This window comes from Billgrantia sp. C5P2 (assembly GCF_051062895.2).
The window spans coordinates 1,882,666-1,909,443 of sequence record NZ_CM128542.1 but is presented as its reverse complement, the minus strand read 5'-3'; the positions used below and the strand labels follow the sequence as shown (position 1 = coordinate 1,909,443).

Sequence of the window (26,778 nt, the reverse complement as noted above, 5' to 3'; positions counted from 1 at the left end):
TCAGACTCGCTGTGCACGGCCCGAAGCCGCTACCAGCTCCATCAAGCGCTCGGGAATATCGTCCAGGCTTGCCACTTCGGCAGCTCCCCCCAGGGCGATCGCCTCGCGAGGCATGCCGAAGACCACGCAGCTTGCCTCGTCCTGGGCCAGGGTGGACGAACCCGCCTGCCGCATCTCGAGCAGCCCTGCAGCCCCGTCCTTGCCCATGCCGGTGAGAATCACTCCGATGGCATTGCGCCCCGCCTGGGTGGCAGCGGAATGAAACAGCACGTCCACCGAAGGGCGGTGACGATTGACCGGCGGCCCGTCGTCGAGCCGGGCCACGTAGTTCGCCCCGCTGCGCGCCAGCTTCAGGTGAGCGTCGCCCGGCGCGATATAGGCATGGCCCGGCAATACTCGCTCGCCGTCGCTGGCTTCCTTCACGGTGATGTTGCAGAGCCGGTTCAGCCGCTCGGCGAAGGAGCGAGTGAAGCCGCCGGGCATGTGCTGGGTGATGAGGATGGCCGGGCTGTTGGCCGGCAGCGGCTCGAGCACGGCGCGGATCGCTTCAGTGCCTCCCGTGGAGGCCCCGATGATGATCAGCTTCTCGCTCGATACCAGCGGTGCCTTCAAGGCCGCCCGCGGCGTCGCTGGGGCCTGGCGGGCCTGGCGCGGGCGCGACTTGGCCGCGGCACGAATCTTTTCGGCGATGTCGTTGGCATACTCCAACATGCCGTTGCGGATACCCAGCGACGGCTTGGCGACGAAATCCACCGCCCCCAGCTCCAATGCGCGCAGGGTGATCTCCGAACCGGCCTGGGTCAGCGACGACACCATCAACACCGGCATCGGCCGCAGGCGCATCAATCGCTCGAGGAAGTCGAGGCCATCCATGCGTGGCATCTCGACATCGAGTGTCAGGACATCCGGGTTGAGACGCTTGATCAAGTCGCGCGCCACCAAAGGGTCCGGCGCCACGGCCACGACTTCCATGTCCGGCTGCGAGTTGATGATCTCACTGAGAAGGTCACGAATCAGCGCCGAGTCATCGACACACAGCACCTTGATCCTGTTCGAGCCCAAGGCAAATCTCCTTGTACATGAGGAAGTCATTGCGACTCATGGCTTTTCAATAATGTGATTAATCGGCCCGGGCGGTGAAAACTTTAGCCTCGCGTCGGGATAGCCGCAGTGCCCGGATGGTCTGTCGGGCTCGGCCGTGGCAGGTCGCCGGCGATGGACGACACAGCAGGGGAGATCGCGGCGCGAGCCGTCGTCACCCCTTCGCGCCGCCACGATCCGCCAAGGTATAGACCGTCTGACCTCGCAGGCGGAACACCTTGCTGATATAGGAGAAATTCTCCGAGTGGCCGGCGAACAGAAGACCATCGGGCTTGAGCAACGGGGCAAAGCGCTCGAGAATACGCGCCTGAGTCTCCTTGTCGAAGTAAATCATCACGTTGCGACAGAAGATGGCATCGAAGGGTCCCTTGATCTGCCACTGCGGCGCCAGCAGGTTCATCGACAGGAACTCCACCATCGATGACACCTCCGGTCGTACCCTGGCCAGCCCTTCGTGCTGCCCACGCCCCTTCTGGAAGAAACGCTTGACGCGCTCCTCATCGATCTTGCGAACCTGTTCGACGGGATAGACACCGGCCCGAGCACGCGTCAGCGCCTCGGTATCGATGTCGGTGGCTACCACTCGAGCGTCCGCCGCCCGCGGCCCCAGGGTTTCGAGCAGGGTCATGGCGATCGAATACGGCTCCTCACCGGTCGAGGCGGCTGCGCTCCAGACGCGTACCGGCCCGCTGGAGTTGCGAGCATGCTCGGCCAGCAGGGGAAAATGATGCATCTCGCGGAAAAAGGCCGTGAGGTTGGTCGTCAACGCATTGGTGAACGCCTCCCACTCTCGCGCATCGGGCTGGCGCGCCAGCTTCTCCAGATAGTCGCTGAAGCGGGTCAGGCCGTGATGGCGCAAGCGCTTGGCCAGACGGCTGTAGACCATCTCGCGCTTGTGTTCAGCCAGCACGATACCTGCGCGCTGATAGATCAGCTGGCGAATCCGGGAAAAGTCTTCGTCGGTGAGGACCAGATCACGCTCGAGATGACCCAGCCCGGACCATTGCCCCGGTTCCATCCCGGGGCTTTGTGACTTCGTCAAAATGTTTCCCACTCTTCATCGGCTGTCGCCTTGCTTGACTTGCCAGAAGCACGCTTCGCGGGAAGCGGGTCATGCAACAAGGCGGGGGTGGCGGACCGCGAACGCTCGGAGGAAGCCTCCGAGGTTCGCTCCTGCTCTTGGGTAGCAACCTGCTCGAGCCCGGCACCACGCAGCCGGAAGACGCGAATCGCACGGTCGAGCAGCTCCGCCTGGCGCTGCAGGTCGCTTGCCGCCCGCGCGCTCTGCTGCACGCGCTCGGCATTCTGCTGGGTCACCTGGTCCATCTCGGTGATGGCCTGGTTGATCTGGCCGATGCCGCTGCTCTGCTCCTCGGACGCCGCCGTGATCTCGCCCATGATGTCGTTGACCCGCTGCGAGGCCGCCACCACTTCGGCCATCGCGCTCTCGGCACGCTGCACCTGGCTGGCCCCTTCGTGGATCTCGCTGGCCGAGCCGTCGATCAGTTGGCGGATCTCCTTGGCGGCGTCCGCACTGCGTCCGGCCAGGTTGCGCACCTCGCCGGCCACCACGGCGAAGCCGCGACCCTGCTCGCCCGCCCGCGCCGCCTCCACCGAGGCGTTCAGCGCCAGGATGTTGGTCTGGAACGCGATCGAGTCGATCACGTTGATGATGTCCTTCATCTTCTCGGCGCCGGCCGTGATGCGGGCCATCGTCTGCACCACGCCATGCATCAGCTCGCCGGTATCGCGCACGCGGCCGGCGTTGTCCAGCGCCAGCCCGCTGGCCTGGCGGGCGTTGTCGGTGTTCTGCTGCACCGTGGTAGTCATCTCCTCCATGCTGGAGGCGGTTTCCTGCAGCGAGGCGGCCTGCTGTTCGGTGCGCGCCGAGAGGTCCTCGTTGCCGCGGGCGATGGAGCGCGACGCCGGGGTCACGACGTCGATGCCCTGCTGCACGCTGCGGGTGGTGCTGTAGAGGCTCTTGCGCATGGTGTTCAGCGCACCGAGCAACAAGCCGATCTCGTCGCGCGTACGATCCGGCGAGCGCACCGCCAGGTTGCCCGAGGCGATCTGCAAGGTGAAATCCACGGCGCGGCGCACCGGCCGGGTAATCGCTCGCATGGTCCAGACCCCCAGCAGGATCAGGAACAGGATGCCGATCGACAGCGCCGCAATCTGGCCCGTAAGCATCACGACCTGACCGCGCTGGGCTTCTTCAGCCAGTTGATTGGCATAGTCGAGCTTGCCCTCGACCAGTACGTTGATGCTCTCGCTGATGGCATCAACTTCCGGTCGCAGCACATCGTTGTAGGCCTCGTAGGCGGCAAAGCCGCTGCCGTCGATCAGCGCTTGCAGCGTCGGGCGGATGCCGTCGGCGATGGCGACGCCAAGTTGGGCGTCGAGGGCAGCCACTTCTCCACGCGCGGTATCCTCGCCGTCGAGGAAGCTCTCCCAGGAGGCATCGATGCGCTCGACGACACCTTCGGATTGATTGGCCAGCTCCTGGATCTGCTCCAGACGCAACGCCCTGGGGTTGCGCACCGGGCGCTCCAGGTCGGTCATCAACTGGCTCAGCAATTGGTCGATACGCTGCAGGTCGGCGATATCCTGCACACCGTTGTCGTTGAGGTAGGCAACGCGGTCTCCCGATACCTTGAGGCCATAGAGCCCCACGGCGCCGCTGAGCATGAGCAGCAACACCGGAATCAGGGTCAGGGTAACCAGCTTGGCCCGAATGGTATGGACGTTGAGCCGCGAGAGCGCACCCAGCAGCCCGCGGCGCACCAGTTGGCCCTGTTTGACTGACAGTTTCCGACTCCCTTTACGAAGCTGGGCATAGGCGCGAGCCGCCGCCTCGGCGACGACCGGCTCAACCGGAGCCCGTACCGAGGTGTAGCCTTGGCACTTGCCGTCCTCGAGAATCGGCGTGACCGTCGCCTGCACCCAGTAATGGTCGCCATCCTTGCGCCGATTCTTGACGACCCCTTGCCAGGTATTCCCTTTCTTGATGGTCTTCCACAGGTCATCGAAGGCCTCAGGCGGCATGTCGGGATGGCGAATCAGGTTATGGGGTGCCCCGATCATCTCTTCGTGAGAATAACCACTGACCTCGACGAACGCGGAGTTGGCGTAGGTGATCCGCCCTTCCAGGTCCGTTCGACTGATGAGCAGATGCTCATCACTCAACTTGTATTCCCGCTGTGTTACCGGCTGATTGTCACGCATCGTTATTATCCTTTGCAGCCTCGTGTGAGTGAGTCCCCTGCCATAACCTTAAAACGTCTCCCACTCCTCATCGGATGCCGTCTGGCGCGCCTTGGCCTGCACCCGCTTGGCGGGCAGCGGATCCTGCTGCGAGACTGGTGTGCTCGTCGGCTTCCTCGACGTGCCGGCTGAGCGCAGCTCTTCGGTTTCCTGCGAACCGGGCACCTTCTCGGGGCCGGCCCCCTGCAGGCGATAGACGCGAATGGCTTGGGCCAGTTGCTCCGCCTGATGCTGCAGGTCGCTTGCCGCCCGCGCGCTCTGCTGCACGCGCTCGGCATTCTGCTGGGTCACCTGGTCCATCTCGGTGATGGCCTGGTTGATCTGGCCGATGCCGCTGCTCTGCTCCTCGGACGCCGCCGTGATCTCGCCCATGATGTCGTTGACCCGCTGCGAGGCCGCCACCACTTCGGCCATCGCGCTCTCGGCACGCTGCACCTGGCTGGCCCCTTCGTGGATCTCGCTGGCCGAGCCGTCGATCAGTTGGCGGATCTCCTTGGCGGCGTCCGCACTGCGTCCGGCCAGGTTGCGCACCTCGCCGGCCACCACGGCAAAGCCGCGACCCTGCTCGCCCGCCCGCGCCGCCTCCACCGAGGCGTTCAGCGCCAGGATGTTGGTCTGGAACGCGATCGAGTCGATCACGTTGATGATGTCCTTCATCTTCTCGGCGCCGGCCGTGATGCGGGCCATCGTCTGCACCACGCCATGCATCAGCTCGCCGGTATCGCGCACACGGCCGGCGTTGTCCAGCGCCAGCCCGCTGGCCTGGCGGGCGTTGTCGGTGTTCTGCTGCACCGTGGTAGTCATCTCCTCCATGCTGGAGGCGGTTTCCTGCAGCGAGGCGGCCTGCTGTTCGGTGCGCGCCGAGAGATCCTCGTTGCCGCGGGCGATGGAGCGCGACGCCGGGGTCACGACGTCGATGCCCTGCTGTACGCTCGCGGTGGTGCTGTAGAGGCTCTTGCGCATGGTATCGAGCGAGCCCAGCAGCGCACCGATCTCGTCACGGGTCTGCTTCGGCGTCGCCACCGCCAGGTTGCCCGAGGCGATCTGCAAGGTGAAATCAGCCGCGCGGCGCACCGGCCGGGTAATCGCCCGCATGATCCATACGCTGATGATGATCAGCAGCACGAAGCCGAGTGCCATGAAGCCCAGTTGGCCAACCAGCATCTGCTGCTGCCCCTGCTCAGCGTCCTCGGCCATGCCCAGCGCCGCCAGGCGTTGCTGTTCAATCAATTGGTTGATCTGAACAGTCAAGGCTTCCGCACTTTCACGCAGCGGCGCCGTCTGGTTGTTCAGCGCCATCATGGCATCGAAGGCTTCCTCTCCACCCAGCGCATCGGCTATGGATGCCAAGCCATCATCGAGGAAGCTCGCCAACGAGGCATCGAACTCCATCGCCACCGGCGTACGGTTGACGTCACGATCCAGGTACTCGTCCCACAGCGCCGAAAGCTGCCCGGCGATGCGAGAGAGCTCCTCGGCGCGCTGGTGCCGCTCGCCCAGGATATCCATGCGCTGTTCGGCAGTGAGGCCCTGCGGCCCCTCGTTGACGAGCTGGCCGAGCTGCTGAAGCCGAATCACGTCCTGCAAGCCGTCACGGTTCAGTTCCGCCAGGCGTTGCCCTGATGCCTCCAGGCCGTAGAGCCCCACACCGCCACTGAAGGCCAGCAGCAGCAGCGCCGCAATGGTGAGCATGGAGAGGCGTGCGCGGATCGAATGAAAATTGATACGCGCCAGCCAGCCCAGCGGGCCGCGACGCACCACCTGCCCTTGGCGAACGGCAAAGCCGGAGCGCCCTTCGCGAAGACGCGCATAGACACGCTCAACCGTCGCGACGACGCCAGGCTCGACTACCGTGCGCACCGAGGTATACCCCAGACACTGGCCATTCTCGATGATCGGCGTAACCGTGGCCTTCACCCAGTAGTGATCGCCGTTCTTGCACCGGTTCTTGACCACCCCTTGCCAGGTGTCACCACGCTTGATCGTTTGCCACAGATCGGCGAAGGCCGCCGATGGCATGTCGGGGTGGCGAATCAGGTTATGCGGTGAGCCGAGCAATTCATCACGGCTATAGCCACTCACCTCGACGAAAGCGTCGTTGGCGTAGGTGATCTGCCCCTTGAGATTGGTGCGGGTGATCAGCAGTTGCCGATCGTCCAACTTGTATTCCCGCTGTGTCACCGGCTGGTTGTTGCGCATTGTAGTTTCCTTGCCGACTCGGCTCGATCAGAGGCGGAACGGAGCTGGCATGACGCCGTCCCTGCATGACAATGGGTCCCTCGATTCAAACGGTGCTGGGACCCTAGAATGAAGCCCACTCTTCTTCTTGCGACTGCTCGCCCTGGCGATGCTTCACGTTCTGATGACGCTTGGCGGGCAGGGGATCCTGCTGTGACAGTTGCCTGGCCACGCCTGCCTGGCTCTTGCGAGACGCCGGGGCCGGCTCGTCCTGTTGCCCGGCCAGCCGGAAGCGCAGCACGGCCTCGCGCAGGCGAGCGGCTTCGGCCTCGAGCTGGGTCGCCGCCGTGGCGGCCTGCTGCACCAGCGCCGCGTTCTGCTGGGTCACCTGGTCCATCTGGGTCACGGCCTGGTTGACCTGGCCGATACCGTTGCTCTGCTCCAGCGAGGCCGAGGCGATCTCGTCCATGATGTCGCTGACCCGCTGGACGGCTGCCACGATCTCGCCCATGGTCTGGCCGGCCTGGTCCACTCGGGCGGTACCGACGTCCACCTTCTCGAGCGAGGCCTTGATCAGTACCCGGATCTCACCCGCGGCCGAGGCGCTGCGTCCCGCCAGGTTGCGTACCTCCTGGGCCACCACGGCGAAGCCACGCCCGTGCTCGCCGGCACGTGCCGCTTCGACCGAGGCGTTCAACGCCAGGATGTTGGTCTGGAAGGCGATGGTGTCGATGACGCTGATGATGTCGGACATCTTGTGCGAGCTTTCGCTGATGTCATGCATGGTCGAGACGACTTCGCCGACCACCTCGCCCCCCTGGGCGGCGGTGCGGGATGCCTCGGCGGCCAGTTGACTGGCCTGACGCGCATTGTCGGCATTCTGCTCCACGGTGGAGGCCAGTTCCTCCATGCTGGAAGCGGTCTCGGCCAGCGAGGCGGCCTGCTGCTCGGTGCGGGACGACAGCTCGCCATTGCCCTCGGCGATGTCCTGGGCACCGACATAGATGCCCTCGCTGCTGCTGCGCACCGTCCCGACGGTTTCGGAGAGTCCGTCCTGCATGTGCTTCAGCGAGATGAAGAGGCGCCCAATCTCGTTGTTGCCGCGACTCTCCACCGGCTGGGAGAGATTGCCCTGCGCCAAGCCCTCGAAGTACCCGACCAGGCGGGCGAGCGGCCGCAGCACATTGACGCTGATACCCCATACCACGATGCCCATGACCGCTGCCGATCCTGCCAGCACGACGACGATCGCCAGGCGCATCAGGTCGGCCGTGGCGGCGAACGAGGCCTGATAGGCCGCGCCCGACTCCCCCGCATGCGGCGCCATGGCGGCAACGGCGGTACTGCCTTGCTGCAGCGCATAGAGACCCAGGAAGCTCAGCACGACGAGCATCGCGCCGAAGAACAGCAGCACCAGAAACCAGCTGGCCCGGACTGTCAGGTTGTCGAGATACTTCACGTCATCCCCTTAATGAGCGGCGTACGGAAAGGCCGCCTTCCCTACGGACATCGGCAAGGGCGAGGCGAACTTTAGTTCAGCCTCGTTTCACTCGGCCACGCGTTCGACCAGTTCCATCTCGTCGCTGGTCAACAGTTTGTCGATATCGACGATCACCAGCATGCGGTCCTCGAGACTACCCAGCCCGCTAAGGAAGTCCGACGACAGGGTCACGCCGAACTCAGGAGCCGGCTTGATCTGATCGGGCGAGAGAGTCATCACGTCGGACACGCCGTCGACGACGATGCCGACGACCCTGTCCTCGACATTGACCACGATGACCACCGTCTGGCCGCCGTATTCCACCTTGTCGAGATGGAACTTGATGCGCAGATCGACGATGGGCACGATCACTCCGCGCAGGTTGGTCACGCCCTTGATGAAGTCCGGCGCGTTGGCGATTCGCGTGACGTTCTCGTAGCCACGGATCTCCTGCACCTTGAGGATGTCGACGGCATACTCCTCGTCGCCCAGCGAGAACACCAGGAATTCACGGTTATGAGCTTCGGCTGCGGCCAATGTTGCATCTTTCATCTGGTTCATGATCAGGTCTCCAGCGCTTTGTCGGTAAGAGCTTCGAGTGATTGCAGTTCGCGCTCGGGTCGGCGCTTTTCCTTCTTGGCACGGCTGAGGCGATGCAAGCCGGTGATATCGAGGATCAGCGCCACGCTGCCATCACCGAGGATGGTCGCGGCCGAGACTCCCGGCACCTTGCGGTAGTTCGTTTCCAGATTCTTTACCACCACCTGCTGCTGGCCGACCAGGTCGTCCACCAGCAGGGCATAGCGACGCCCTTCGCCCTGCACGATCACGGCGATGGTTTCGGTGAGCTTGGTCTTGGCGTTCGGTACGTCCAGCGCCTCGTGCACCGCCACGACCGGCAGGTACTCGTCGCGGACCTTGAGCACCACGTCGTCACCGGCCATGGCGTACAGATCCTCCTTGGCCGGCTGCAGCGACTCGAGTACGGCGGACAGCGGCAGGATGAACATCTCGTCGCCGACCTTGATCGACATGCCGTCGAGAATCGCCAACGTCAGCGGCAGCACGATGCGAATGGTGGTGCCTTCGCCTGGCCTGGACATGATCAACACGTGACCGCCCATGCCCTGGATATTGCGCTTGACCACGTCCATGCCGACACCGCGACCCGAGACGTCGGTCACTTCCTTCGCCGTAGAGAAGCCAGGGGCGAAGATGAGCTGCCACACCTCGTCGTCGCTCATGGAGTCGGAAACGGGCAGGCCGTTCTCGCGCGCCTTGGCCAGCAGCCTGTCGCGGTTGAGGCCGGCGCCATCATCGATCACCTCAATGATGATGTTGCCACCCTGGTGCTTGGCCGACAGCACCAGCTTGCCGGTGCGGGGCTTGCCGGCCGCCTCACGCACGTCGGGCGGCTCGATGCCGTGGTCGAGGCTGTTGCGCACCAGGTGCGTCAGCGGGTCGATGATGCGCTCGGTCAGGCTCTTGTCGAGCTCGGTGGATTCACCTTCGGTGGTAAGCTCGATCTCCTTGCCCAGCTTTCCGGCGGTCTCGCGCACTACCCGAGGGAAGCGGCTGAAGACGAAATCCATCGGGATCATGCGGATCGACATCACCGATTCCTGCAGGTCCCGAGCATTGCGCTGCAACAGACTCATGCCATTGAGCAGCGCACTGTCGGCGACTCCGTCAATTTCGCTGACGGTCTGGTCGAGCATCGACTGGGTAATGATCAGCTCGCCCACCAGGTTGATGATCTGGTCGACCTTGTCGACGGATACACGAATGGAAGAGCTTTCGGGCCCTTTTGTCTTGGCCTTGCCGCGTGCAGGCTTCGAAGCGTCATCGTTGGTCGCTTTCGGGGTCGACCGACCTACTGACTTATCGGCAGGCTTGGGCGTGTCGGCCACCTTGACGGTATCCGTCGATGCCGGCATCACGGCTGTTTTTTCCACAGTTGCCGTTTCAATGGCGGCACCGGCGGAGCTGATCTGCAACTGATCGGCATCGATAATGAAGCCCATCACCGCCTCGATATCGTCATTGCTGACTGAGGAGGCCAGTACAACCTCATAGCGGGCTTCGTCACCCTGCTGTGAAACCACCTCGCCCAGTTGACCCAGCTCCTCGACGAGAAGCTGACGATCCTTTTCCCCCACGTTCAATAGTGTGACGACTCGCTCCCCTTCACCGGCGACGAGAGGAGTGTCGGCTGCCACCTCGGGCTGACCGGAGGCGGCAGGCTTGATCTGAAACTGATCGCCATCAATGATGAAGCACATCACGGCTTCAATATCGTCGTCGCTATCGCTGGAGACGAGCACAACTTCGTAGCGCTGCTCGTCGCCCTGGTGTGAGACCACCTCTCCCAACTGACCCAGTTCCTCAACGAGCAACTGACGATCCTTCTCACCCACGTTCAGCAGCGTCACGATACGCTGCTCGCCACCGGCAGGGTTAACCGCTTCAGGCAGGTTGTCAGGGACTGCCTCGGCAACAGGCTCGGCCTTCGGTGGCGGTGTCGCCGCGGCACCGCCATCCAGATCCTGGCCGATCTCTTCCAGCGCCAGCCGCTGCAACGTCTCGCAGATGCGCTCGAAGGCCTCCTGATCGGGCTCGTCGCTGTTGCGATAGGCGTTTAGCTGATCACTGAGCATATCCTTGGTTTCCAGAAAGATATCGACGATATCCCGACGCAGCTTGAGCTCGCCCTTGCGGGTATGGTCGAGAAGGTTCTCGAACAGGTGCGTGGTTCGCTGGAGCACGTCGAAGCCGAACGTGCCGGCACCGCCCTTGATCGAATGGGCCGCACGAAAGATGGCGTTGAGCTGCTCGGTATCCGGCTCGTCGACGTCGAGCTCCAGGAGGTAGCGCTCCATGTCGGCCAGCAGCTCTTCGGCTTCTTCGAAGAAAGTGTCATAGAAATCTGTGATATCCATGCGCTTCACCACCTGGTGTCAAATTGGTTTTGTCTGGCGCCTGTGACTCTCTGTTCCCTATTCGGGATTGAGAGCACGGCGCAGGCCTTCTGTAAACTGTTGCACGGGTGCCAGATCGACTTCGCTATCGGAGCGCGTACTCATCGGGCTCGGCACGCCCGGACCGTTCAGGATGTTCGGTCGACGGATGTATTCCGCCACCTCCGGCAGCAGCACCAGCAGCTCGATCCGACGGTTGTCCGCATCGAACGGATCGGTATCGGGCAGCAGCACGCGATCGGCGAAGCCGGATACCCGCAGCAGCTTGTCCGAATCGAATCCACCTGCAACCAGCTCGCGGCGAGAGGCATTGGCCCGGTCGTTGGACAACTCCCAGTTGCTGTAGCCCCGATATCCACCTGCATAGGGACGACTGTCGGTGTGACCGCCGATGCTCAGGTCATTGGGCAGGTCGTTGAGCAGTGGCGCGATAGTCCGTAGCAGATTGCGCATGTAGGGCTCGACGCGGTCACTGCCGATGGCGAACATCGGCCGCTGCTCGGTATCGAGCAGTTGGATACGCAGCCCCTCGGGCGTGAGATCGAAGCGCATCTGCTGGCGCAGTTCACGCAACTCGGGGTCGGCTTCGATCACTGTCTCGATACGCCGCTGCAGATCCATGAAGAAGCGACGCTGTTGCTCGCTCGGGCGCGAGAACTCCCGTGTGTCGATTCTGGCCCGCTCCCCTTCGCTGTGAGCCGGGTCGGGGCCGCCACCGGGAATGACCTTGGTGCTACCGGCACGATCTCCCCCTGTGATGGCACTGGCCAGCGGCGCGCTGAAGTATTCCGCTACACCCTCGCGCTGCTCCTCGCTCGACACCGAGAGAATCCACATCACCAGGAACAGCGCCATCAGGGCCGTCATGAAGTCGGCCAGGGCGATCTTCCAGCTTCCACCATGGTGAGCGTGGACTACCTTCTTGCGCCGAATGATGATCGGGCGCTTGTCGCCGCCTGCGCTCATTCTGCTGCCGCACCCGACTTGGCGTTACGCACGTAGGTCTCGAGTTCGGTAAACCCGGGGCGTTCGGCGGTATGCAGGGCCTTGCGGCCAAACTCGACTGCCAACTGCGGCGCATAGCCATGCAGGCTCGCCAATAGGGTGATGCGGATGCACTGGAACATTTTCTCCGCTTCCTTGATCTGGCGCTCGATGCTGCTGGCCACCGGGTTGATGAAGCCGTAACCCATCAGGATGCCGAGGAAAGTACCGACCAGGGCGTGAGCAATCATCTGCCCCATCTGCTCGGGGCCGGCATCGGCATAGGTCAACGCTTTCACCACTCCCATGACGGCCGCGACAATACCGAAGGCAGGCATGGCATCGCCCACCTTGGCAATGGCATCCGCCGGGATGTGCGCCTCCTGTTCGAAGGTCTCGATCTCGTGGAGCATCAACTCGTCGATCTCCATGGGATCCATGCCGCCGGCCACCATCAGGCGCAGGTAATCGGTCAGGAAGTTCATGATCATCGGATCGGCCAGCACCTTGGGGTGCTCCTGGAACAGCGCGCTCTCCTGGGGGCTGTCGATGTCACGCTCGATGCCGAGCATGCCTTCGCGGCGAACCTTGCTCAGCAGCTTGAACTGCACCGCCAACAGCTCCATGTACAACTCCTTGTTGTACTTCTTGGTCCGCCGCAGCTTGGGGATGATCTTGAAGGTCGCCTTGATCGCCTTGCCATTGTTGGCGGCGATGAAGGCACCGACCCCGGCCCCACCGATCATCAGCAGCTCGGTCGGCTGATAGAGCGGTCCAAGGAAGCCGCCGGCCAGCACAAAGCCGCCGAAGACGCACAACATGACTACGAGGTAACCCAGAAGAATCAGCACAACCGATACCCTTTATTGGTGTAAGCCGTCGTTATCACTGCATATCGGCCAAGCGTGGCCACACTTGAGGCCTGGCAGCCAAAAAGAGAGTGTCCTCTCGCAAGTGCACCAGCAGCTTCGCCCATACGACAAGACGCCGCCCGAAGGCGGCGTCTTGCTAAGCAGGCATGATGGAGTGAAAGCGCTGGAGGTCAACCGACTCGCTTGAGCGAGACCTCACGGCTGACGGCCTCCTCCGCTTCACGTTCACGGCGCTTGCGGGTCTTGCCGGCACGCGAGGGCGGCATGCAGATTCCGCAGACGTAGTCATGGTCCGGCGTGTGCGCATGGGCGACGAAGTGACCACTACAGTGGGTACAGGTAGACAACTGCAACAGGTCACTCTCGAAGAACCTGACCAGGGTCCAGGCGCGGGTCAGGCCCAGCACCGGTTCGGCCTGATCAATGCTGACCTGTTCGTTGTAAAGCCGGTAGGCCGTGACGAACGCCTGCATCCGCTCGCACTTCTGCCCCACGACCAGGCTGCGATAGACGTTATAGAACAGCGAAGCGTGAACGTTCGGCAGCCAGGTAATGAACCAGTCGGTGGAGAAAGGCAGCATCCCCTTGGGCGGAGACATGCCACGCACTTCCTTGAAAAGGCGAATCAGGCGGGCACGACTCAGGTCGGTCTCGGTTTCCAGCACCTGGAGGCGCGCCCCCAGTTCGATCAGCTCGATGGCAAGCTGAACCTGCTGCATCTCCTCGACGAGGCTTTTCTGTGACATCGCTCACACCCCCCGCGACATGGATACGGTTCCACGGCCTGCCATCAGCAGCGAGGCGTGGAACTGCGACAATCCATTGTCACGGGGGTTATCGATCACTTGACGCAGCTGCTCGGCGCCATCGAAACCGAAGTGGCAGAGCAGTTGATTGGTACGCGCCAGGCGGGTCAGTTGGGCGGCGCCGAGCGACACGAGCAGATCGGCGGTTTCGTCATCGATCTTGAGGCGAAACATGGCCGCCGCGCGATCGTCGTTGAGCAGACGTTGCGCCAGCAACAGATAGGCAAGATTCAGCTCCTGGATTTCATCCAGGTGATTCGTGTTCGTCATTTCAGTTTCCCTGCACGCTATTGATTCGCGTGTCCTTTGTTTTTTTGTAACGCACTTATTCAGGATCACGGCCTAGAGATACGTCGTGTAACGCAACGAGTCGACCAGGCAGCACCTGATTAAGGACATATCTCACACACATGCATTGTGACCACTGTTTTGATACCTGCCAACCTCTCTCAACGCAAGACCTACTCAGACTAAAAGGTGAGTCAGCTAAGCCTTTCCGACTATTTTGTTAACGCATTGTGTGCGAACATAAAAAAATACACATACATATCTTGACAAAACTCACACATTGCGCATTGCTTTACAAAAATTTACAAAACAAACCCCTGCTTTTTCAACGAAGCTCTTGCGCTTCGGCAATCTCATACACCCATACGAGCAGTTCGGCGATCACCTGATACAGCATCGGAGGGATCCGCTCATCCAGATCCAGCCCCATCAGCAGCGATACCAGCTCAGGGGCATCATGCACGTAGATCCCCTGCCGCTTGGCCTCGGCCAGAATTCGCTCAGCCATGTCGCCGTAGCCCTTTGCCAGCACCCGCGGGGCATCGTCGCCATCACGATAGGCCAATGCCACCGCCTGCCGTCGCCGCTCAGGCTTCGATTCCGTCATCCGCCCCCCCTCTCTCACTATCCGTGTCCCAAGGGCGCGCATCGATCAGTACCGTCGACAGCCCAGCATCCCGCAGTCGCTGCTCCAACTGTGGCACGCCCCTCTCAAGGGTGTGCAGGGTAGCGTCATCCCTGGCCAGCAGTTGCAGGCGCACGTGCTTTTCCTGCAGCCACATCGCCACCCGAATCTCACCCAAGCTTGGCACGGTGAGCTGGAGTTCGGAGTGCCAGGCCTCTTGCTGCGAATCCTGTTCCTCCTGTGTCGCGCCCTCTTGCTCATGCCGAGCGCCGGCCGGAAGCTGGATCATCAGCGCCATGAAGATGCCGGACCAGACATCCCCTTCCCAGCGTAAAATCGGCGTCACCAGCATCTCGAGCTGATGCCGCACCAGCCCCTGGAGGCTATCGTGCACCGGCTCTCCCCCAACGGAGCGCGCTCGTGCAAGCTGATCGGTGGCCTCGCGCCCAGCCTGTTCCGGTCCTTCGCCACGCAGCGCACCCGCCGCTACCGTATCGCGCAACTGGCCCGAGGCCGGGGCCGGCATCTCGCTTCCGGCCCTCTCGCCACGTGCCGCCGCGGGATACAACGCTTCGGTGGCGATATAGGTATTGGCGGCCGAAGCCGCCTGCCCCGGCAACGCCTGTCCGGGCACGGGCGGAGCCGGCGGGGCCTGCCCCGTTTGCGGCAATGGATGCGCACCAGGCGCTGGTGGTGCTGTGGCAACGTTCGGCGCTGTCGCAGGAGCACTCCCCGGCGTTACAGGAGCCGGAGTGAAGCGCAGCGTACGCAGCATCTGCGGCTCGCCTTCCAACTGCTGGCGGCTCATCTCGCCGCGATACCAGCGCGAGAGATGCGATTCGTAGAACAATCCGCTGTCGCGCACACCGGTTTGCAATCGGTCGGCCAGGGTCGTGGCATTCGGTGCCTCACCCGCCGCCATCAGCGGTGAACTCGTGCTCAGCACCGATGGCGGGGCAGGAAAACGTACCAGCAGGTCGGCGATGGTACGTGCCGAGGGGCTGAAATGGGTCTGAGAGGAAGCGGGAGGCTGGGCAGGATCGCTGCGCGGCGCCAAGGCATCGCCACGCTGGGCTGGCATACCGGTACCCTGCAACGGCGCCATGCCCGGACGGCGCCCCTCCAGGCGCGAGTCGCTGTGCAGTGCCCGCGGCCCCTCGCCTGGGTCGACCGGCCGAACCGGCTCGGTCAGATCACGCGCCGGAGCCGTATCCACACGCTTGCCCAACACCTGGTGAAGCAGCGTATCGAGCAGTGGCGTGATGCCACTCACGACGTCCCCGGGCCAAACTTGTCGGAAGCATCGACCACGGATGCCGCCTGTTTGCCATAACTGCGATGCAAGTCTCGCTGGCGCCGGCTGCTATCCATGAGTTGACCGAGCTCATTGCGTCGCGCCATCAGTTTCTCGCGAATTTCCAGATCATCGGCAAGAATGGCTTCCAGCAGTGCGGCCTTGCACTCCCTGCCGTCCTCGTCGAGTACGGCTTCCTTGTCGAGCTGCCTGAGATGATCGGCAAGCTGCAGATAGCCGGACTGCCGTTCGATGAGCGCGTCCCACTCGCCGGCCCGAGCCAGCTCGAGCATGATGGCAACCTGTTGCCTGAGCCGGGCATAGCCGTCCAGAACGGCACGAGTGGTCGACATGGCCATATCAGCCTTGTCCTCCTGTGCCGCCTATTTCTCGCCATGCCGAGGCAATGTCGTCCAGCAGTTTTTCGGCCTGGTCGAGGCTCTCCTGGTCGCTGTGCAGGTTGGCAGCCAACAGCAGCCTTCCGATGTAGTCGTACAGCGAACCCAAGCGCTCGGCAATCTCGCCACCCTTTTCGATGTCCAGTGCCGCCATGAGACCGTTGTTGACGATATCGAGCGCCTTGGAGATGGCCTTACCCTTTTCCGCGATGTTGCCGGCCTGCATGTGAATACGTGCCGCACGAATGGCGCCTTGTGCACCGTCGAACAGCATCACGATCAACTGATGCGGATTGGCCGACATCACGCCGCTCTCCACACCAACCCTCGCATAGGCTCCGGCGCCACGGCCGTAAGCGGCTGCTCCTCGCATGACAGTCATGGCGAAACTCCCCTAGTTCATGACTTGGTTACTGCAGCATCACGCTGTCGGCTTGGCCGTGCGCATGCGCCCTTATTTCTTGCGCCCAAGCTGGGCATTCATCATATCGAACTGCTGGAACAGGTAGTCGCTCATCTGGTTCATGTTGGCCACCATGGCATCGAGCTGGCCGAACTGAGTCCGGTAGCGCTGAATAGTCTGCTCGATGCTGCGCTCCATTCGCTCGTGGCGATCCTTCAGGCTGGTGATCCTCGACTCCAGACCGCGTTTGGCATTGTCCAGCAGACCACGATCGCGCAGGACCTGATCAAGCGTCTCGCCCAACCTGCCGGCCAGGCCGCCCGCTTTGTTCTCACCGGCAAAAAACGCAGCCAAAGCCTGGGGCTCGTTGGCCACAATCCCGCTCATCTTCTCTTCATCGAGCTTGAGGGTGCCATCACGTTGCAGGGTGATGCCGATATCCGACAGCATGCGGAAATCGCCTCCGCCGACACCCCCACTGAGCACGCCGCGCAGGCGCGACTCGACGGTACGCAGAGTGCTATCGCCCAGCAGCTCGCCAGCCACGCCAGTATCGGAGTTGAAGCGAGTCAGTTCGCTGTTAGTACTACGTAGGTCATTGTAAGCCTTGACAAATCCACTCACCGCCTCGCGAATGGCCAGTGTGTTGCGCTCAACCACGACGATGTTGCTTCCGCCTTCAGCAGTTTCCTCTTCAAGATCGAGGGTTACGCCCTGGATCGCTCCTTCCACCTGATTGGTCTGGCTGGTGATGGCGATGCCATTAACGGTGAGCGAAGCGTTTTTCGCCGTGACCACTGTCTCGGGAGTGGCGCCCAGACGCGCCTCCAGCCCCCCCGAAAATGAGGCCGTGACCGCCGCTTCGGTTCCGGTCTTGTTGGAGGTAATCACCAGGCGGTGGGGATTACCAGAGCCATCGTTGACGATAGTCGCTGTGACCCCCGACTTGCTGTCGTTGATCGCCTTGCGGATATCTTCGAGCGTACTCTTGGCTGAGTCGATGGCAATGTCGATCGGCTCGCCGGTGCCGAGCGTCAGGTTGACACTCCCGCCGCCCAATTGAGCGGTCCTGCTCTCCACGCCGCTCGCCGCAATGCTTTGAGCAGTAGCAAGTCCGGTAACGTTCACCGAATACCTTCCTGGCGGCGCATCGGACTTGGCCGCAGCCTTGACGCCACTGCCGGTCACATTGCTCGAAACGCTCTGAAAGAATTTCGGGTCGTTGAGCTTCGCAGCCGCTTCCTGCAGCTTGGTCAGAGCGCTCTGCAGCTTGCCATAGGCTGAAATCTTGGCCTGATGGCCCTGCTGCTGCAGCTTGATGGGTGCGAGCTTCTTGCGCTCGGCCGCGTTGAGCTGATCGAGCAGACTGTTGAGGTCCAGCCCGGAACCAATGCCCAGCGAGCTTATCGTAGCCATGACGCTTCCTTTTTCATGCAGCTATTGTGGCAGGCTTCGCGCCAACGATTCCGGTGAAAAGCCCGCGACCATGGGGTTATTTCGTACTATCGGCTCAAAGTGCGTCAACTTTAGATGCGCCAGCCCCGCTGCCCCTGAGTCCGGCACCTCATGTCGAGACGGGAACCTCCTCGACCATCTCGCCCAGGCGCGCCGTGACATCCCCGCGCAGCACCTCGCCCAACCCTTCGCCGGGAGGAACGACCTCCTGGGTCAACTGCACCTGGAAGGGCTTGCCCTGTTGATCGAGCCGTTGGATCCAAGCCAGAGCGCCACTGGAAAAGCGCACCAGCGACCCCACCGGGCGCAGCCCGAAACGCTCCAGGTAACGCTTCACCCAGCGTGGGTCGAACTGGTGGGGCGACTTGAGCAGGTGTCGGTACGCCGCATCGATGCGCCAGGCGGGTCGATCGGGGCGATCGCGCCGCATGGCATCCACCGCGTCCACCACCGCACTCATGCGTGCCAGCTCGGTCAGGCCATCGCTCGTTGCCCCGGTCGGATAGCCGCTCCCATCGAGCCGCTCATTGATACCGGACACGACCGAATTCATGACCTCCACGGCCAGCCACTGGCAACTACCCAGGCGCTGCTGCAGCAATGCCACGTGCTCCCTGAGACGCTCGCGCCCCTCGGGACCCAGCGACTCGGTCGCCAGCAAGCCGGGAGGAAGGAGCCCCTTGCCAAGGTCATGCACCATGGCGCTGGCAGCCAATGCCTTGCGTACATCCCGCGGCACCGAACCGCTACCGGCCAGCGCCAGCAGGTGCACGGCGACGCCCAGCCCATGACGGACCAGCAGCGGCTCCTGCCCCAGGCAGCGAGTGGCGAAGAGCAACGCCTCGATGTCCTCCTCGGCCAGTTGGAGCAACATGTCGGCATGGCGTGACAGCTGAACGGAGTCGACCTCGTCGCCCTGCTGCAACTCGAGCAATTGAGCATCGAGGTAACCTGCCACCCGCGCCAGCCGGCGCGCCATCGGCGTGGGATAAGCCTGAAGGTTGCGCCGGCCGACTGGGGCAACAGCGCCAGCCGAGTGGCTCTGGAACAGCATCGACGGCAAGCGGCCGACATCGGCATCGTCGCCGTAGCGCGACGACTCACGCTCGATCTCGCGAACGAAGAACCACAGCTTGCGTTCCTGCTCGGCGGTACAGTTCTCGAACTGAAACCCCACCTTCAGGGCCTGGCGGTCGCTATCCGCAACCGTGTGACGTGGTACCGCCTGAACCGTGAAGCGCGTATCGTTGGGAAAGCAGAATTCGACCTCGACCACGACGGCCTCGGCAAGCAGCGTGGCAGCGGAGGAAGGCAACTCCAATTGACAGCCCTGCTGGGACAGATCCTTGAGATCCCCCTGCACAGCAGTCTCGCCCTCGGTGCCGCGCACGATGGCACCCACCTCCATGCCCAGGCGCAAGCGGGCACGGAAGGCCTCGCGCCGCTGCAGCTCCTCGAGGTAATGCGGGTATTCGCACTGGCATTGCACCCTTCCGCCCGCCGTATCGACCTGCAGCGACTTCAGTACCGGTGTGCGAATCATCTTGCCTTGCACTTGGCCCAGCAGGCGAAAACCGATACCGCGCTTCAGCTCGCCGACGATCTCCCGCACGGCGGTGATGTCGAGCAGCAGCGACTGCGCCGGTGCCTGCTCCATCATTACCACCGGCATGGGTGTACTGTCGGGCCTATCTAGCATCAGCGAAGCGCCGCCCGGCTGAATCAACCGCTCCAGCAGCACCTCGACCTCGCTCGGGCTTCCCACTCGAAGAAACTCATCCTGAACCTGCGCCATCCTCGCTATCCTGCCCCTTCAACTGTTATTTATGGTTATCGTCCGGTAACGCCTGGGCGCCCGACATCAGCGCCTCGTTCTCGGCCGGCACAGGCATGTTGCCGTGCTGCCCGGCGACATCGGCCCGCTCCTTCAGGTAGTCGCGCAATTTCCCGAGCGGCATGGGACGCGCAAAGAAGAAGCCCTGAAAGACGTCGCAACCATGAGCCGCCAGGAAGTCACGCTGCGGTGCTTCCTCGATACCCTCGGCCACCACTATCAACCCCAGGTGATGCGCCATGGAGATAATGCCCTGGACGATGGCACTGTCATGGCGGTTGGTAGTGACATCGCGCACGAAACTGCGGTCTATCTTGATCTTGCCGATCGGCAACTGCTTCAAATAGCTCAAGCTCGAGAATCCGGTACCGAAGTCGTCGATGGAAACCTCCACCCCCATGTCGCGCAGGCGATGCAGGGTCTCGATGGCCGCCGCGGTATCGGTCATCAGAATACCTTCGGTGAGTTCCAGCTCGAGATAATCCGCCGACAGGCCGGTTTCCCGTAGCGCCTGCTGCAAGTTGCACAGAAAATTGGCGCGGCGGAACTGAAGCGGCGAGAGATTGACCGATACGCGATAGCGGCCGTATCCCTCTGCGGCCAGGCGGCACATGTCGCGGCACGCCTGTCGTAGCACCCACTCGCTGATCGGCGCGATCTGGCCGGTATCCTCGGCCAACGGAATGAAGAGCGCCGGGGAGAGATACCCTTTGACCGGATGCTTCCAGCGCACCAGCGCCTCGAAGCCGACCACATTCCCGCTCCTGGCGCCGAGCAGGGGCTGGTAGTGCAATTCGAAGTTTTCTGCCTCGATCGCCTCCTGGAGGTCGTTGCGCAGCGCCATGCGCTCATTCACTTCGTCGTTGATGTCGCTGGTGAAGCACTCCCAGGCGTTGCGCCCCTTCTGCTTGGCACGGTACATCGCCATGTCGGCCTGCTGAATCAGCTCGACGGGGCTCTCCAGCGCCTCTCGCAAGAAGGCAATGCCCACGCTGGCGCCAATGTAGAGCTCGTTTTCGCCGACCCGATAAGGACGGCGAACGCAGACGAGCAGCCGCTCGACCAGGCGAATAGCCTCTTCCTCGCGTTCCAGTTCCGGCAGCAGAATGACGAATTCGTCGCTGCCGAAACGAGCCAGTGTATCGCCCGGATTCAGTTCCTCACCCAGGCGCTGGGCGGCCTGGATCAAGACCTGATCGCCCACTTCGTGCCCAAGGCTGTCGTTGATCGGCTTGAAGTCATCCAGGTCGAGGAACAGTACCGCCAGGTGGCAGCCGTGCCGCTGGGCGAGCAGCACATCATGCACCAGGTGGTCCTCGAACAGCGAGCGGTTGGCCAGGCCCGTCAGCGCATCGTGGCTGGCATGATACGACAGCTTCGCCTCGTAGGACTTGCGTTCGGAAATGTCGTGCTGGATACCGATGAAATGAGTAGCGATGCCCTTGTCGTCTTTCACGGGTGCCAGGTAGAGATTGTTCCAGAACGGCGTGCCATCCTTGCGGTAGTTGCACAGGGTGACGTTGAGCTCACGCTGCCCGGCAATCGCCTGCCTCAGCTGCGCCATGGCTTCCGCGTCGGTCTCACTGCCTTGCAGGAAACGACAATTGTGCCCTAGCACCTCGTCACGTCCGTAGCCGGTAATGCGCTCGAAGGCCTCATTGACGTAGATGATGGGGTTATCGGGCTGCCGGGCATCGGTAATGACAATGCCGTTGATGCTGGCTTCTACGCTGCGTTGCAGTATGCGAAGCTCCGTCTCGCGTCGATGCCGCTCTGTCATGTCCTTGGCGATACCGTAGAAACCGATCACCCGGTCATTGACCACGATGGGCAGGTTGGTCACGTCGAGATAGACGCTGCGTTCCTCGCGGTGGCGGATGGTGGCCGTATAACGGAACGCCTCGCCCTTGTCGGCATTCAGATAGAGCGCCTCGATGCGCTCCCGATCGTTCGGCTGTAGCAGTTTCGAGAAATGCAAGCCGAGCAGTTGTTCGAGTGGATAGCCGGTTACGGTACTGCAGGCGGCATTGGCCGTGGTGAAATTTCCCTCCAGATCGAGGGAGAAAACGGCATCGGGATGGTAAGTGAACATCGAGCGATAGCGCTGTTCGTTTTCCACCAACGCCTGGCGGTTGCGCTCCCGCTCCACCGCCAGCGATACCAGTTCGGCCGCCTCGATCACGCGCCGGCGATCGCTTCGCGTGGGCTCGCCAGGCTGGCGATAATAGATGGCAAAGGTACCCAGCACACGAGCACTACTGCTCGTCACCGGATAGGACCAGCAAGCCCGGAGGCCATGGCTTGCCACCAACTCGTGGTACCCATTCCAGCGCGGGTCGTGGGCGATGTCGGCGCATATGACAAAATCGCGAATATACGCCGCGCGGCCGCAGGCACCGTTCTCGGGGCCTATTGCCACCCCCTCGATCGCATCGCCATAGGCTTGCGGCAAGCTCACACTGTAGAGACGCACCAGGTGCAAGCCGGCTTCGTCGCAGAGCATGATGGATGCGATTCCCCCCGGCACCTGGGCCTCGACGATCCGGCAGATCGCCTTGAGGGTGTCCTCCAGGGGCTGATCCCGCGCAATCAACGTCTGCACGCGCTGTTGCGCTCGCAAGTGACGCTGGGTGCGCGCCAAGGCCATCGAGCGGCGCCGGCTCAGGCCGGCCATCCCGAGGCTGAAGGCCAGCAGATAGCTCATCACCAGCCCGCCCACGGCAACACCCAACGGCATCAGTCCCGCCAGGCTGGCCAACAGCGGCCCAGCATCATGGATGCGCATCTCCATGGCAGCCCCACCGGGCAGCATCACCAGCCCCCGACGCAGCTCCACACCCTCGGTATCGTTCAGGTGATTAATCGCCAACAGGTTCACATCACGCTGCAAGGAGAGACGCAGCGGCGTGACCAGTGCATTCACCTCTTCGCGAAACAGACGCGTGAGATCGAGCACGGCAATCAACTTGCCATGCGCGGGCAATGGCAACGGCACAGATACCAGGGCGAGCTCCGGGCGCTCCTCGTCCGGCAATACCCAGCGTGGGTAGGGGCCGCCTACTGCCAGCCAATCCAGCAACCAGTCGTGTTTCTCTACCCAGTCCGAGAAAAGAAAATTATCCCTCTCCTGCCCCCAGCGGAACCGTTCGTCCAGCCCAGACTGCCAGTGAAGCGCAACCAGGCTCGGCATGTCGCGGAAGAAGCCCTCGACTTCCACCTCCCGGTAACGTTGCGGCGGCAAACCGCCAAATTCCACCCAGCGCTCCGCCATGCGCTGGATCTCGCGCTGCTTGTCGTCCACTACCCGCTCGGCGCTGACCTTGAACGTGAAGAAGAGCTCCGTGGCTTGCCGCTGCCGGGCGTCATACTGTTGCCAGGTCAGCGCATACCAGGCAATGCCGCTGGCAAACACGCCACCAATCAACGCCAGGATCATCGCGCGATTCAGCGCGGGGGCTACGGTCGGATGGCGCGCCATCAGCATCATGGCGGTGCCGCACAGCAGCGCCGGCAAGGCCGTGAAGGGCGTGGCGAAGGCGGTACCCCATGGGGTAGTGACAACCAGATCAGGTCGTAGCCCCGCCGCAACGCTCACTCCCCCAACCAGGAAGAGCGCGACACCGCCAAGCCACCAGAACAGGCGAGCACGTACAGAGCGGTTGCTTGCCATCAGGCAGGCCGCGGCGATCAGCACCGCGATGCTGGTAGCCGGGGTAAGCGGTTCCTGCCCAAACGGAAAGATTTCAGCCACCTCAGAGGGTAACCATGCCACCAACGGTGCGTACAGACCGATCGGCAACAGCAGCGCCCCACAGAGCTGCGCCATTGACACCCGGCCCAGAAGCGTTGCCAACAGCCCGCCGCCAACCAGCATCATGATGGGCAGACTGATTCCTGGCGGCTGCCATTCGACTGGCAGTCGCCAGGTGGCAAGTCCGTTGACGATACCCATGACCAGCAGCAATACCGGCACCAGCACCAGCCAGGTATGGAGCGCCACTTGCTGTGAATTGTTGGGCATGCGATCCCCGCTCGCTAATTCTTCTGAGTTTCTTATCGGCAGCGAGCCGCAGGACTTGAGGAACTCGGCAGGGAACATGTGGCTCGAAGCGCCGCTGAGATCGACTGCCTCGAAGGAGTCTTATGGGTACGCGGCGATTCGCTATTGGGGGGTTCGTGCGTCTTCGGGCGTCGTCGGGGCCAGGGCCGCCACCACCTGGTTGCGCCCCTCGCGCTTGGCCAGATAGAGCGCTTCGTCGGCACGCTTGAGCGCTTCCTGTGCCGGCTCGTCCTGTTCCAGCCGGGTCACGCCGATGCTGGTTGTGACCGGAATGGGCTCGTCAGCATGGCCGCTGAATTCGGTCTTCTCCACGGCATACCGAATGCGTTCGGCGACTTCCAGCGCCCTGGCCTGGCCGCTGCCGACCAGGATGATGACGAACTCCTCTCCGCCATAACGCGCGACACAATCATGCCGACGCGTCTGACTCACCAGCAGCTCGGCAAACTGGCACAACACGCTATCGCCGACCGAGTGGCCGTAGCTGTCGTTGATACGCTTGAAGTGGTCGAGATCGATCATCAGCAACGAACAGGGCACGCTGCCAAGGCTGTCCTGGCCTTCGGTGTCGCGCTGCCAGGCCTGGATCTTCTCCAGATGCACCTCCAGCGCACCGCGGTTGAAGAGCCCCGTCAGGGGGTCATGCGTGGCCTGTCGATAGAGCCGTAGCAGCAGGCTGAGCTGAAAATGGTTGGCCGCCAGGGAAACGACCAGCAGACTGGAGAGCAGCCAGACGCTTTCCAGGCCGCGACCGGTCAGCCAGCTGCCATCGATCACCTGCGAGTACGCCAGCAGTCCAAGCATGGCCAGACCGGCCGCGATCGATTCCAACAAGGTGAAGGGAAAGACGCTCAACGCCGCCACCAGCAGGAAGGGAATGAAACCATATCCCACCAGGTGGCGTACCTGCTCCGCTGGCAACATGACCAAAACGAAGAGATAGAACCCTGCCGGCAACGCAAGCAGCATACCGGCGCTGAAGCGGATACGACGTATCCGCTCATGGCTGAAGTACGCCAGCGCCAGCACACCCACCAGCCCCAGCAATAGCCCCACCCTTCCCGCCAGGGTGTAGCGCAGGAGCTCGCTCGGCAGCACCAGGGAGTCCACCACGATCCACAGCGGTGAAAGCAGCGCGAAGATCAGCCCAAGGGCCAGTACACGGCTGCGCAGATAGCGCGCATGAGCGAACGCGAAGTCGCGCGAATGATGTCGGCTGCTCAGGGTATCGCGCAGGGCGCTCAAGCCGACGAACAGTTCATGCCCCACCTCGGGTGGCTCGGCCAGCGCATCCAGGCGGCGATTCTGGTAATCGGTGGGTTCATTCGACTTGCTGAAGAGCATGGCCTGGCCTTGTAGAGTGGCCGCACATCGAAATGGCCGGTAACGGAAACGCTGCGCAATGCCTGAACGAAAGGGTAACCGTGCCGATTCGTCGTCCTATCAAAGCAAGCTCAACGTAACGGGACTCCCGGGTACGGCATACGACGAACATCGCGCCATTTCAGCGCCATTTCAAACGTCTCGTTGCAAGGGGGCTATCGACTGGAAGCGCCCCTCCGGCGTAAAGAAGAGACGAAAGGTGCCATGAACGCCATCCCGGGCCACCACCCGGCGCAGCGCCTCGGCCGGAAACATCACGCGCCGGCCATCCAGGCTATACGCCATTACCTGCCCGACTCGACCCTCGTAATGGGCGAGGCAGGCCTCTGCGGAGAGATCCAAGACGACATCGATACTGGGCATGACTATGCAGTTGACTCCTGGTACGACAGGGCATGCGTTGACTTCGGAATTGCCATCAACGATGGATGCACCAATACTTTACCCGATCCAGTCTCTCGAACGGATAGCCACCATGTTCGCTTCCACCGTTATCGGTCCTGCCGCCCATCCGCCTGGCCTGGTTCAATCCTCGGTACGTGATGAGCAGGCACGCGTCCTTGGCGAAGCCGGCAGTTCGAATACCCAGGAAACAGCGGCCGAAGCGGCAACTCAGGGCAAAGTGGCCCAGGCCGAAGCTCCTCAGAAACCCAACGCCGAGTCACTCACCGAGCAGGAACTGCGTCAGTTGGAACAAATGAAGACCACTGACCGCGAGGTGCGCCAACACGAACTGGCACACCAGATCGCCGGCGGACACTACACGGGGGCGGCCAGCTATCAATACGAGCGGGGGCCGGATGGCGAACGCTATGTCGTCGCTGGACAGGTGCCGATCGACTACGGTCCCGTTCCCGGCGACCCACGAGCCACTATCGGCAAGATGCAGCAGGTGATCAGCGCCGCCCTGGCGCCTGCCGATCCTTCACCCAAGGACCATCAGGTTGCTGCCCAGGCGCGCCAGTACCTGCTGACCGCCCAATTGGATCTCGCCCGCCAGGCCAGTGAACTGCATGCCAGCCAGCGACCTGCCCCCAACACCAGCTCACGCTCCGAGCAAACCACGGACGACCAAGGCGCGAGTCAAGCCATGGCAACCCAGAGGACGCTGAATACCGTACCTTCGCTAAGCCAATACGACATCGTTTCCCGCGCGGTGCAAAGCCAGGGCGGCAATACCAGGCTCAGTAGCCAGGCCTGACGGCTCGCGACCCGCAAGTTCTGCGTGGCGTGCTCTGCGTGGAAATAACGCAAGCTATCTCCTAACAGTAGTGTCTTCTCATGGAGCCCCACTCGGCATACCCTCTCGCTTGCACCCGGCACTTGCTTACGTTTCGTAACCGAAGTGCCTATGCCCGAGCATTTGCTCGTTCAC

The 26,778-nt window shown here is 62.5% G+C and carries 21 protein-coding genes; 1 reads left to right on the top strand and 20 read right to left on the bottom strand.

Going from position 1 to position 26,778, the window contains the following annotated elements:
* The 20 genes from ACRWQA_RS08845 to ACRWQA_RS08750 all read right to left on the bottom strand — a co-directional run bounded on the left by ACRWQA_RS08845 (window position 1) and on the right by ACRWQA_RS08750 (window position 25,766).
* The gene (locus ACRWQA_RS08845) at window positions 1–1,092 is read right to left on the bottom strand and encodes a protein-glutamate methylesterase/protein-glutamine glutaminase (RefSeq protein WP_446326270.1); all 1,092 of its coding nucleotides are present in this window, start codon (window positions 1,090–1,092) and stop codon (window positions 1–3) included.
* A gap of 163 nt (window positions 1,093–1,255) precedes the next feature.
* Window positions 1,256–2,119 carry a CheR family methyltransferase gene (locus tag ACRWQA_RS08840; RefSeq protein ID WP_263583985.1) on the bottom strand — a complete coding sequence of 288 codons (864 nt, stop codon included), beginning with the start codon at window positions 2,117–2,119 and terminating at the stop codon, window positions 1,256–1,258.
* A gap of 20 nt (window positions 2,120–2,139) precedes the next feature.
* On the bottom strand, window positions 2,140–4,326 hold the full coding sequence (locus tag ACRWQA_RS08835; RefSeq protein ID WP_446326269.1) for a methyl-accepting chemotaxis protein: 2,187 nt from the start codon (window positions 4,324–4,326) through the stop codon (window positions 2,140–2,142).
* 48 nt (window positions 4,327–4,374) lie between these two features.
* On the bottom strand, window positions 4,375–6,564 hold the full coding sequence (locus ACRWQA_RS08830) for a methyl-accepting chemotaxis protein (protein ID WP_446326268.1): 2,190 nt from the start codon (window positions 6,562–6,564) through the stop codon (window positions 4,375–4,377).
* 103 nt (window positions 6,565–6,667) lie between these two features.
* Window positions 6,668–8,002 carry a methyl-accepting chemotaxis protein gene (locus ACRWQA_RS08825; RefSeq protein ID WP_434231360.1) on the bottom strand — a complete coding sequence of 445 codons (1,335 nt, stop codon included), beginning with the start codon at window positions 8,000–8,002 and terminating at the stop codon, window positions 6,668–6,670.
* 87 nt (window positions 8,003–8,089) lie between these two features.
* On the bottom strand, window positions 8,090–8,584 hold the full coding sequence (locus ACRWQA_RS08820) for a chemotaxis protein CheW (RefSeq protein WP_434231358.1): 495 nt from the start codon (window positions 8,582–8,584) through the stop codon (window positions 8,090–8,092).
* 2 nt (window positions 8,585–8,586) lie between these two features.
* On the bottom strand, window positions 8,587–10,962 hold the full coding sequence (locus ACRWQA_RS08815; RefSeq protein ID WP_434231355.1) for a chemotaxis protein CheW: 2,376 nt from the start codon (window positions 10,960–10,962) through the stop codon (window positions 8,587–8,589).
* 57 nt (window positions 10,963–11,019) lie between these two features.
* On the bottom strand, window positions 11,020–11,967 hold the full coding sequence (motB, locus tag ACRWQA_RS08810) for a flagellar motor protein MotB (RefSeq protein ID WP_434231352.1): 948 nt from the start codon (window positions 11,965–11,967) through the stop codon (window positions 11,020–11,022).
* Window positions 11,964–12,836, bottom strand: coding sequence for a flagellar motor stator protein MotA (motA, locus tag ACRWQA_RS08805; protein ID WP_263580213.1), 873 nt, complete (start codon window positions 12,834–12,836; stop codon window positions 11,964–11,966). The genes motB and motA overlap by 4 nt, the downstream gene beginning before the upstream one ends.
* 191 nt (window positions 12,837–13,027) lie before the next feature.
* Window positions 13,028–13,603 carry a flagellar transcriptional regulator FlhC gene (flhC, locus tag ACRWQA_RS08800; protein ID WP_434231348.1) on the bottom strand — a complete coding sequence of 192 codons (576 nt, stop codon included), beginning with the start codon at window positions 13,601–13,603 and terminating at the stop codon, window positions 13,028–13,030.
* A 3-nt stretch (window positions 13,604–13,606) separates the two neighbouring features.
* Window positions 13,607–13,933 (bottom strand): flagellar transcriptional regulator FlhD, encoded by a 327-nt coding sequence (flhD, locus tag ACRWQA_RS08795; RefSeq protein WP_263580215.1) that lies wholly within the window; start codon window positions 13,931–13,933, stop codon window positions 13,607–13,609.
* A gap of 343 nt (window positions 13,934–14,276) precedes the next feature.
* Window positions 14,277–14,558, bottom strand: a complete 282-nt coding sequence (locus tag ACRWQA_RS08790; RefSeq protein WP_167110709.1) for an EscU/YscU/HrcU family type III secretion system export apparatus switch protein — start codon at window positions 14,556–14,558, stop codon at window positions 14,277–14,279.
* Window positions 14,539–15,849, bottom strand: a complete 1,311-nt coding sequence (gene fliK / locus ACRWQA_RS08785) for a flagellar hook-length control protein FliK (protein ID WP_434231346.1) — start codon at window positions 15,847–15,849, stop codon at window positions 14,539–14,541. Before fliK ends, ACRWQA_RS08790 begins: the two co-directional genes overlap by 20 nt.
* The gene (locus tag ACRWQA_RS08780) at window positions 15,846–16,229 is read right to left on the bottom strand and encodes a flagellar protein FliT (protein WP_434231343.1); all 384 of its coding nucleotides are present in this window, start codon (window positions 16,227–16,229) and stop codon (window positions 15,846–15,848) included. The genes fliK and ACRWQA_RS08780 overlap by 4 nt, the downstream gene beginning before the upstream one ends.
* A gap of 1 nt (window position 16,230) precedes the next feature.
* Entirely contained in the window at window positions 16,231–16,650 is a 420-nt protein-coding gene (fliS, locus tag ACRWQA_RS08775) for a flagellar export chaperone FliS (protein ID WP_434231340.1), read from the bottom strand.
* A gap of 72 nt (window positions 16,651–16,722) precedes the next feature.
* On the bottom strand, window positions 16,723–18,087 hold the full coding sequence (gene fliD, locus ACRWQA_RS08770) for a flagellar filament capping protein FliD (RefSeq protein ID WP_434231337.1): 1,365 nt from the start codon (window positions 18,085–18,087) through the stop codon (window positions 16,723–16,725).
* A 148-nt stretch (window positions 18,088–18,235) separates the two neighbouring features.
* On the bottom strand, window positions 18,236–19,921 hold the full coding sequence (locus ACRWQA_RS08765; RefSeq protein WP_434231334.1) for an HD domain-containing phosphohydrolase: 1,686 nt from the start codon (window positions 19,919–19,921) through the stop codon (window positions 18,236–18,238).
* A 25-nt stretch (window positions 19,922–19,946) separates the two neighbouring features.
* Window positions 19,947–23,981: an EAL domain-containing protein gene (locus ACRWQA_RS08760; RefSeq protein WP_434231332.1), complete on the bottom strand. Its 4,035-nt coding sequence runs from the start codon at window positions 23,979–23,981 to the stop codon at window positions 19,947–19,949.
* Window positions 23,982–24,122: 141 nt separating this feature from the next.
* On the bottom strand, window positions 24,123–25,364 hold the full coding sequence (locus ACRWQA_RS08755; protein ID WP_434231331.1) for a GGDEF domain-containing protein: 1,242 nt from the start codon (window positions 25,362–25,364) through the stop codon (window positions 24,123–24,125).
* 171 nt (window positions 25,365–25,535) lie between these two features.
* Entirely contained in the window at window positions 25,536–25,766 is a 231-nt protein-coding gene (locus ACRWQA_RS08750; protein ID WP_434231328.1) for a DUF2835 domain-containing protein, read from the bottom strand.
* Between the two features lie 112 nt (window positions 25,767–25,878).
* On the opposite strand from ACRWQA_RS08750, the gene ACRWQA_RS08745 reads away from it, so the two are divergent.
* On the top strand, window positions 25,879–26,604 hold the full coding sequence (locus ACRWQA_RS08745; RefSeq protein ID WP_446326267.1) for a putative metalloprotease CJM1_0395 family protein: 726 nt from the start codon (window positions 25,879–25,881) through the stop codon (window positions 26,602–26,604).
* Window positions 26,605–26,778 lie beyond the last annotated feature (174 nt).